Genomic DNA, 8,202 nt, shown 5'->3' on the forward strand with positions numbered 1-8,202 from the left:
CTTTCATTTCCATCCCATTTGTCCAGACAGTTTTATTGTTCATTGAATTTTCTGACGAAAAACTTTGATAAAAAAGCCTCATCAAAAAAAGATGAGGGCTATTTCTTTATTTTTTCGGAATCTTAATAGTAAACTGAAAATATTCATCAAACTCTTCTTCTTCTGTGTTTAATGAAATACCGCTGTCACTAACCATTGTCAACGATTGACGGATTGTATTCATTGCGATACGCGTATCTTTACTAAACGCTTTTCTTTTTGCTTTTGGCTTTTTAACCTGCGTTTCTAACAATTTAACTACTCGATCTTCCGTTTGTTTTACATTTAATTGTTTTTCAATAATCTCAGCTAATACTTGAAGTTGTTTTTCTTGATTTTTGAGGGGAATGAGCGCTCTCGCATGTCGCTCTGTAATCAATTTTTGTTTGATTGCTTCTTGTATTTCAACAGGAAGCTTTAACAAACGAAGCTTGTTTGCAATTGTGGATTGGCCTTTTCCTAAACGTTGAGCTAATGCCTCTTGGGTAAGATTATGTAACTCAATTAACTTTGCGTAGGCTAGTGCTTCTTCGACAGCCGTTAGCTCTTCACGTTGTAAGTTTTCTATTAAAGCCACAGAGGCCGTTTCTGTATCGTTAAAATGTTTCACAATTGCAGGAACCGTATCCCATCCTAAGCTTTGTACAGCTCTCCACCGGCGTTCTCCAGCAATTAATTCGTATTCTTCGCCCTCAGTCGGTCGAACCACAATAGGTTGAATAATACCGTGTGTATGAATAGTAAGAGCTAGCTCTTCAATTTTTGCTTCATTAAACACAGTACGCGGCTGATAACGATTCGGAATAATACTTGAAACCCTAATTTGTTTTACTTCATCTCTTAAAACTTTTTCGACATTTTCATCTTGGACAGTTTCAATCTCTACATGAATATCCTCATCTTTTTCTTTTAAATTAAAAAAACGTGAAAAAGCAGATTTCATAGTCCCACACCACCTTCAGGAAAATCCCGCCTTAAACTAATTCGATGTTTTTTAATCATATCCTGCTTTCTAAACAGAAAATATAGAGAAGAAAATGTTTCATATGAAACATTTTCTTCTCTATCTATTTACCGCCTACTCTAATGGAAGCTTAACTGGGGTACCAGGTTTTCTAGGATATTTTTTAGGCGTTTTCTTTATTTTATCTATTAAAATAATGTAACGTTCACTTTGCTCCAAAGGCAATTGGAAATGTTCAATCGACTTCACTTTTCCACCTAATACTTGAAATGATTTTTCCCCATTTTTTAATTCCTCAGGGGCAGAAGCACCTTTCATTGCTAAAAAGCGTCCTTGTTCTTTAACAAGCGGTAAGCAAAATTCATTAAGAACCGAGATACGTGCCACGGCTCTTGCTGTTACAAGATCGAATGACTCGCGAATCGTTTCTTTTTTACCAAATGTTTCAGCTCGATCATGACATAGTGTGACATTGTCTAGTTCAAGCTCATTTACAAGATGCGTCAAAAACGTAATACGCTTTTGTAACGAATCAACAATGGTTACATGCAAATGCGGGAAACAAATTTTGATCGGAATACTTGGAAATCCTGCTCCTGCCCCTACATCACACATGGATTCAATTTCTGTAAAGTCTTGAAAAAAAGCAGCTGAAATAGAATCGTAAAAATGCTTTTCATACACTTCACCGTGATCAGTGATAGCAGTTAAATTCATTTTTTCGTTCCATTCCACTAAAACTTGATAATACTTTTCAAATTGATTCAGCTGTTTAGAAGAAAGAGAAATTCCCTTTTCTTCTAATAGCTGTTGAAACTGTTGAATATTCATTGAGTTTCCCTTTCTTCGCGCCTAAGAGTTTTAATCATTTGATACTTTAGCGATGCGCCCTTGTTCAATATAAACAAGCAAGATTGAAATATCAGCTGGGTTGACTCCAGAAATACGTGAAGCTTGCGCTACCGTTAGTGGACGCACTTGGTTTAATTTTTGACGGGCTTCTGTAGCTAAACCGTTAATTGCATCATAATCGATATAATCAGGAATCTTTTTGTTTTCTAACTTCTTCAAGCGTTCAACTTGTTGAAGTGATTTCTGAATATATCCTTCGTATTTCACCTGAATTTCTACTTGTTCAGCTACTTCAGGATCTACCGTCTCATCCGCTGGTGCTAATTGATGAATATGAGTATACGTCATTTCAGGGCGGCGAAGTAAATCTGTCGCACGAATGCCATCTTTTAATTCGCTGCCGCCAGCTTCTTTAATCAGTTGTTGAACAGCTTCATTCGGCTTAATAATAAAAGAGAAAAGACGTTTCTTCTCTTGCTCGATTTCCGCTTTCTTTTGTTCAAATTTAGCATAGCGCTCATCGCTGATTAATCCTAGTTCACGACCAATTTCAGTGAGGCGTAAATCAGCGTTGTCGTGACGAAGCAATAAACGATATTCTGCACGCGATGTTAGCAGACGATACGGTTCATTTGTTCCTTTTGTTACTAAATCATCCACCAATACACCGATGTAAGCATCAGAACGTCCTAAGATGACTTCTTCTTGTTCCAGCGCTCTTCTTCCCGCGTTAATTCCGGCAAGAAGACCTTGGCCTGCAGCTTCTTCATAACCAGACGTTCCGTTAATTTGTCCAGCCGTATAAAGATTTTTAATTTTCTTCGTTTCCAGCGTTGGCCATAACTGAGTCGGAACAATTGCATCATATTCAATAGCATAGCCCGCACGCATCATTTGGACTTTTTCAAGACCAGGAATTGTTGCAAGCATTTGACGCTGTACGTGCTCAGGAAGGCTTGTTGATAGTCCTTGAACATACACTTCTTGCGTATTTCGTCCTTCTGGCTCTAAGAAAATTTGGTGACGCGGTTTATCATTAAAGCGCACAACCTTATCTTCAATAGATGGACAGTAGCGTGGTCCAGTACCTTTGATCATCCCAGAATACATAGGGGATAAGTGGAGGTTGTCATCAATAATTTGATGCGTTTGTTCACTTGTATATGTTAACCAGCAAGGCAATTGATCTGTAATGTACTGTGTTGTTTCATATGAGAAAGCACGAGGCACATCATCCCCAGGCTGAATCTCCGTTTTGCTGTAATCGATAGTTGAGCTATTAACACGAGGTGGAGTTCCTGTTTTAAAACGGACCATGTCCAGTCCTAACTCCTCTAAGTGTTCAGAAAGCTTGATAGCCGGTTGTTGATTGTTAGGACCGCTTGAGTATTTTAGTTCACCTAAAATAATTTCCCCGCGTAAGAATGTTCCTGTCGTAATAACAACTGTTTTAGCTTTATACACAGCTCCCGTTTGAGTGACAACACCTGTACATACACCGTCTTCTACGATTAACTGTTCTACCATGCCTTGCATAAGGGTTAGGTTTTCTTCATTTTCTAACGTTTTTTTCATTTCATGCTGATAAGCAAATTTATCTGCTTGAGCTCTAAGTGCTCGAACAGCCGGACCTTTTCCTGTGTTTAACATTCTCATTTGAATATGAGTTTTATCGATATTTCTACCCATTTCTCCGCCAAGAGCATCAATTTCACGTACGACAATACCTTTTGCAGGACCACCTACAGAAGGATTGCAGGGCATAAACGCCACCATGTCTAAGTTGATGGTCAACGTTAACGTTTTAGCACCCATACGCGCAGAAGCAAGCGCCGCTTCACATCCTGCATGACCTGCTCCAATGACAATAACATCATATTGTCCACCTTCATATTGCATAATAGTAGCCTCCTTTAATAATCTATTTTCCTAAACAGAATTGAGAGAACAACTGATCAATTAAGCTTTCGTGAACAGCATCACCAATAATTTCACCTAATAGTTCCCACGTTCTTGTTAAATCAATTTGGACAATATCGATTGGAACACCACTTTCAATACCTGTGATGGCCTCATCGATAGCTCCTCTTGCTTGCGTTAAAAGCGCAATATGTCTCGTATTAGATAAATATGTTAAATCTTGAGATTCAATTGTTCCTTCAAAGAAAAGAGCTGCGATTGCTTCTTCAAGCTGATCCACTCCTTGTTCTTGAAGAAGCGAAGTCGTCACTACTGGATGATCACCAGCAAATTGCTGCACTTCCTCTAGATTAATTTTTTGCTCAAGATCTGTTTTATTCACAATGACAATAACGTCCATGCCTTCTACAGCTTCAAATAGCTTTTTATCTTCGTCCGTTAATTCTTCATTGAAATTCAACACAAGCAAAATTAAATCCGCTTCTTTCAAATACTGACGGGAGCGTTCCACACCAATTCGTTCTACAATATCTTCTGTTTCACGAATTCCAGCTGTATCAACTAATCGTAGAGGAACTCCTCGCACATTAACGTACTCTTCGATCACATCTCGCGTCGTTCCAGGAATGTCTGTGACAATAGCCTTTGCATCTTGCACTAAACTATTTAGAAGAGAAGATTTCCCTACATTAGGACGTCCAATAATAACCGTAGCTAATCCTTCTCTTAAAATTTTCCCTTGATGAGAGGTTTGAAGAAGCTTATCAATTTCTTGGCGTACATTTGAAGCTTTTTCGATCAACACTTGGTGAGTCATTTCCTCTACATCGTCATATTCTGGATAGTCAATGTTCACTTCTACATGGGCAAGTGTTTCGAGAATTTCCTGGCGTAAATGACGTACTAGCTTGGACAAACGCCCTTCCATTTGGCCAATTGCCATATTCATCGCTTTATCTGTTTTGGCACGAATTAAATCCATTACAGCTTCTGCTTGTGATAAGTCTACTCGACCATTTAAAAATGCTCGTTTTGTAAACTCACCTGGCTCGGCTAAACGGGCACCATTTGCAATAACTAACTGCAGCACACGATTAACGGATACAATTCCTCCGTGACAGTTAATTTCAATAATGTCTTCTCTAGTAAATGTCTTAGGACCTTTCATAATGGAAAGCATCACTTCTTCAACGACTTGCTCCGTCTTGGGATCTACGATATGACCGTAGTGAATAGTATGAGAAGCCACGTCTGTTAATCGTTTATTCGAAACGCTTTTAAAGATACGATCTGCAATCGTAATTGCTTCTTCACCACTCAGGCGGACGATGGCAATAGCTCCTTCTCCCATTGGTGTAGAAATGGCCGCAATTGTATCAAAATCTAGCACCAACTTCACCTCATTTCATTTTATAAACCTTTTATTTTAAACGATGTTATATACTATCATCGTTAACAATTTTCTACGAACAAAAACATCTATTTTAAGGCCCGTGATTTGTACGAACCAAATAAATAGAATACCACAATTCACCGATTTGGAACATCTCTAACGTTCTTCTGTTATGCACAGCAAGAAAAACAGGCAGTATGTACTATTTTAACTTATCCACATGTGAATAACAACGTATGCATCTTGTTTTTTTTGAACGCTGGATCGATAAAAATAAGCACATAAAAAAGCACTAGCTTATTTTGCTAGTGCTTTTTGGCAACTGGCTGAACCAAAATACTTCTTTTGGGTTCTTTGCCAACGGATTGTGTCTCAACTAAAGAATTTTTAGCTAACGCTTGGTGAATCATTTTTCTTTCATGGGAAGGCATTGGTTCTAGTTGAACAGATCGATTCGTTTTAATCGCCTGATTAGCTATTTTTAATGCCAGTTTTTCGACCATTTCTTTTCGTTTTTCCCGGTAGCCTTCTGGATTTAAGACAACATTTAAAAATTGCTGACTGTATCGATTAGCTACCAATTGTGTGAGAAGCTGGAGCGCATTGAGGGTTTGTCCATGTTTTCCAATCAACATTCCCGCTGAATCGCTACTAATCTCAATTATGCAGTTTCTGGAGGTTTTTTTGACGTTCGTATGAATCGAAATCCCCATTTCACGGCTAACATTTGTAATAAAATGAACCGCTTCCTCTACAGGGTCAACTATTTTTGTAACTTTTACAACTGCGGGTTTTCCCTTAAAGATTCCTAAAAATCCTTTTTTACCTGGTTCAATTATTTCTACATTTGTTTGATTTCGCTCTACTTCTAAAGCATTTAATGCTTCTTGAACAGCAGCTTCAATCGTCTGGGCCGTAATTGTGATTTCGTTCATTTTTTAACCCCTTCAATATTCGCTTGTTTTAAGTCTGGCCCTTTAATGAAGTAGGTTTGAATAATCATAAATAGATTTCCCACTACCCAATAAAGAGATAAGGCGGCTGGAAAATTGATTGCAAAAACCACAATCATGATCGGCATAATCCAAAGCATCATAGCCATTTGAGGATTTTGATTTGCATTTCCGGCCATCATCATCTTTTGCTGAATAAACGTTGTGATTCCTGCGACAATTGGTAAGATAAATAGCGGATCACGCGCACCTAAATCAAACCATAAAAAGCTGTTGTTTGCGATTTCCGAAGTTCGTGTAATCGCGTGGAAAATCCCAATAAGAATGGGCATTTGAATTAGAATTGGGAAGCACCCAGCTAAAGGATTTACTCCGTAAGTTTGGAATAATGCCATCGTTTCTTTCTGCAATTGCTGCTGCGTCTGGGCATCTTTTGAACTGTACTTCTCCTTTAACTTCTGCATTTCGGGCTGAAGCATCTGCATTGCTTTCGTGTTTCTCATCTGTTTGATCATAAGCGGTAGAATAAGTAAGCGAATCAGGATCGTGACAACGATGATCGCAACTCCATAGCTTTTAAATACCTCCGCCAGATACGTAATGACTAATGACAGCGGATACACAACATACTCATTCCAAAAACCTTTACTATCATCTGTAATAGGTTGGTTCATTTCCGTACAACCCGCTAAAACAGTTAATAGAAAGATAAGCGTTATCCCTAAAAACAACTTCTTCTTCACCTGTTTTTCCTCCTTCTACATGTTCACCTTTCAATTCTGAAAGTGCGTCAAAATCCATTATATAAGGATGCGGTAGAAAAACAACAGCTATTAAAGGCTTTTCTTCTATTGTTTATTAATCGTTTTGTCTATGTGTAAGTAATTTGCCACGCTTAAAGACATGCTGCAAACTGCTTTTAATTTCTTCATAGCTCATTGTTGCAGCAGGCTGCCTTGCAATTACAATATAATCTTTGTCTTGCTTTAAATACGGTGTGAATTCAAACATAATTTGTTTAGCAAGGCGCTTAACTCGATTACGAGTCACGGCATTTCCAATCTTTTTGCCCACGGAGAATCCTACGCGGAAATTTTCTTGATCCGGTTTGTCTAGAACATACAAGACAAATTGGCGATTCGCTACGGACTTGCCCTTTTTAAAAACGGTTTGAAATTCATCATTCTTTTTTATACGATATCTTTTTTTCATTTTTAACAACTCCTGCCCTTTTTCAGGTCATGCTTTTATGTAGTCCCTACAGGAACAGAGGTGATTTTAGCCTTAGAAAGCGAAAAAAGACCACTGGCGTCAGTGGTCTATTATGCTGATAATACTTTTCTTCCTTTACGACGACGACGAGCTAAAACTTTACGTCCATTCGCTGAGCTCATACGAGCGCGGAAACCGTGTACTTTACTGTGCTTACGTTTGTTTGGTTGGTAAGTTCTTTTCATCTATAAACACCTCCTCGAGGAATAACTGAAAAAGACAGTCCTTGCAATTATAATGAAAAGACTAAGAAGATGTCAATGTTATTTAAAAAATAAAATTTTCAATCTCTTGGTTTCATTATCTGTTTTACTCAATCTTCTTCATTCTAATATCTTTATAACCCAATTGTCTATACCTAATCAATAAAATTCATTGATTTATTAAAGAAAAAATTTTTCCTTTTCATCTCTTTTTCTTTCTCTACCAGCTGCGATCGCATCGTTACTGAACAAAACTACAACAATAAATGTTATAAAAAGCCTCTTTTTTATTCAAATTCTTCTCTTAAACCTTTGTGGATAAGTTTTTTCGACATTTTTCTACTTTTCCATTTCTTATCGACAACTCATGCACACTATCTTGTGTTGTGGAAAACTTTTCTCCACAAGGTGTAGTGATTGTGGATAAGTTTCGAAAATTCATTGCATCATGCCGAATTCTTTGATATTATATTTTTGTTTTCACTCTTAATTACTTTTCCACAGTTGGTTTTTATCCACAAACTGTGGACAACTTGTGGACATCATTTCCACTATCACTGTATAAAGTTATCCACACCATGTGGAATCTGTCGAATAGTCGGCTTT

General features: G+C 37.7%; 8 protein-coding genes. All 8 read right to left on the reverse strand.

The window, feature by feature from the left end:
- Positions 1-106: 106 nt before the first annotated feature.
- Positions 107-982, reverse strand: coding sequence for a nucleoid occlusion protein (gene noc / locus LJY09_RS26185; RefSeq protein ID WP_013059923.1), 876 nt, complete (start codon positions 980-982; stop codon positions 107-109).
- Between the two features lie 135 nt (positions 983-1,117).
- Complete coding sequence (gene rsmG, locus LJY09_RS26190) at positions 1,118-1,834, reverse strand: 16S rRNA (guanine(527)-N(7))-methyltransferase RsmG (RefSeq protein ID WP_013085565.1); 717 nt, start codon at positions 1,832-1,834, stop codon at positions 1,118-1,120.
- Positions 1,835-1,864: 30 nt separating this feature from the next.
- Entirely contained in the window at positions 1,865-3,754 is a 1,890-nt protein-coding gene (gene mnmG / locus LJY09_RS26195; RefSeq protein ID WP_013059925.1) for a tRNA uridine-5-carboxymethylaminomethyl(34) synthesis enzyme MnmG, read from the reverse strand.
- 22 nt (positions 3,755-3,776) lie between these two features.
- Positions 3,777-5,165 carry a tRNA uridine-5-carboxymethylaminomethyl(34) synthesis GTPase MnmE gene (gene mnmE, locus LJY09_RS26200; RefSeq protein WP_028411914.1) on the reverse strand — a complete coding sequence of 463 codons (1,389 nt, stop codon included), beginning with the start codon at positions 5,163-5,165 and terminating at the stop codon, positions 3,777-3,779.
- Between the two features lie 308 nt (positions 5,166-5,473).
- Complete coding sequence (gene jag, locus LJY09_RS26205; RefSeq protein WP_028411913.1) at positions 5,474-6,103, reverse strand: RNA-binding cell elongation regulator Jag/EloR; 630 nt, start codon at positions 6,101-6,103, stop codon at positions 5,474-5,476.
- Complete coding sequence (gene spoIIIJ / locus LJY09_RS26210) at positions 6,100-6,864, reverse strand: YidC family membrane integrase SpoIIIJ (protein ID WP_028411912.1); 765 nt, start codon at positions 6,862-6,864, stop codon at positions 6,100-6,102. The genes jag and spoIIIJ overlap by 4 nt, the downstream gene beginning before the upstream one ends.
- A gap of 115 nt (positions 6,865-6,979) precedes the next feature.
- On the reverse strand, positions 6,980-7,333 hold the full coding sequence (rnpA, locus tag LJY09_RS26215) for a ribonuclease P protein component (protein WP_155010612.1): 354 nt from the start codon (positions 7,331-7,333) through the stop codon (positions 6,980-6,982).
- A gap of 110 nt (positions 7,334-7,443) precedes the next feature.
- Positions 7,444-7,578: a 50S ribosomal protein L34 gene (gene rpmH, locus LJY09_RS26220; RefSeq protein WP_013059930.1), complete on the reverse strand. Its 135-nt coding sequence runs from the start codon at positions 7,576-7,578 to the stop codon at positions 7,444-7,446.
- Between the last annotated feature and the right edge of the window lie 624 nt (positions 7,579-8,202).

The organism is Priestia sp. J2 (genome assembly GCF_020790095.1).
In the GTDB taxonomy this organism is placed as follows: Bacteria; Bacillota; Bacilli; order Bacillales; family Bacillaceae_H; genus Priestia; species Priestia zanthoxyli.

Bases quoted from the DNA above. Each gene is read 5' to 3' on its own strand.
- rsmG (WP_013085565.1), bottom strand. From the start codon at position 1,834: ATGAATATTCAACAGTTTCAACAGCTATTAGAAGAAAAGGGAATTTCT.
- mnmG (WP_013059925.1), bottom strand. From the start codon at position 3,754: ATGCAATATGAAGGTGGACAATATGATGTTATTGTCATTGGAGCAGGT.
- rpmH (WP_013059930.1), bottom strand. From the start codon at position 7,578: ATGAAAAGAACTTACCAACCAAACAAACGTAAGCACAGTAAAGTACAC.
- rnpA (WP_155010612.1), bottom strand. From the start codon at position 7,333: ATGAAAAAAAGATATCGTATAAAAAAGAATGATGAATTTCAAACCGTT.
- noc (WP_013059923.1), bottom strand. From the start codon at position 982: ATGAAATCTGCTTTTTCACGTTTTTTTAATTTAAAAGAAAAAGATGAG.
- jag (WP_028411913.1), bottom strand. From the start codon at position 6,103: ATGAACGAAATCACAATTACGGCCCAGACGATTGAAGCTGCTGTTCAA.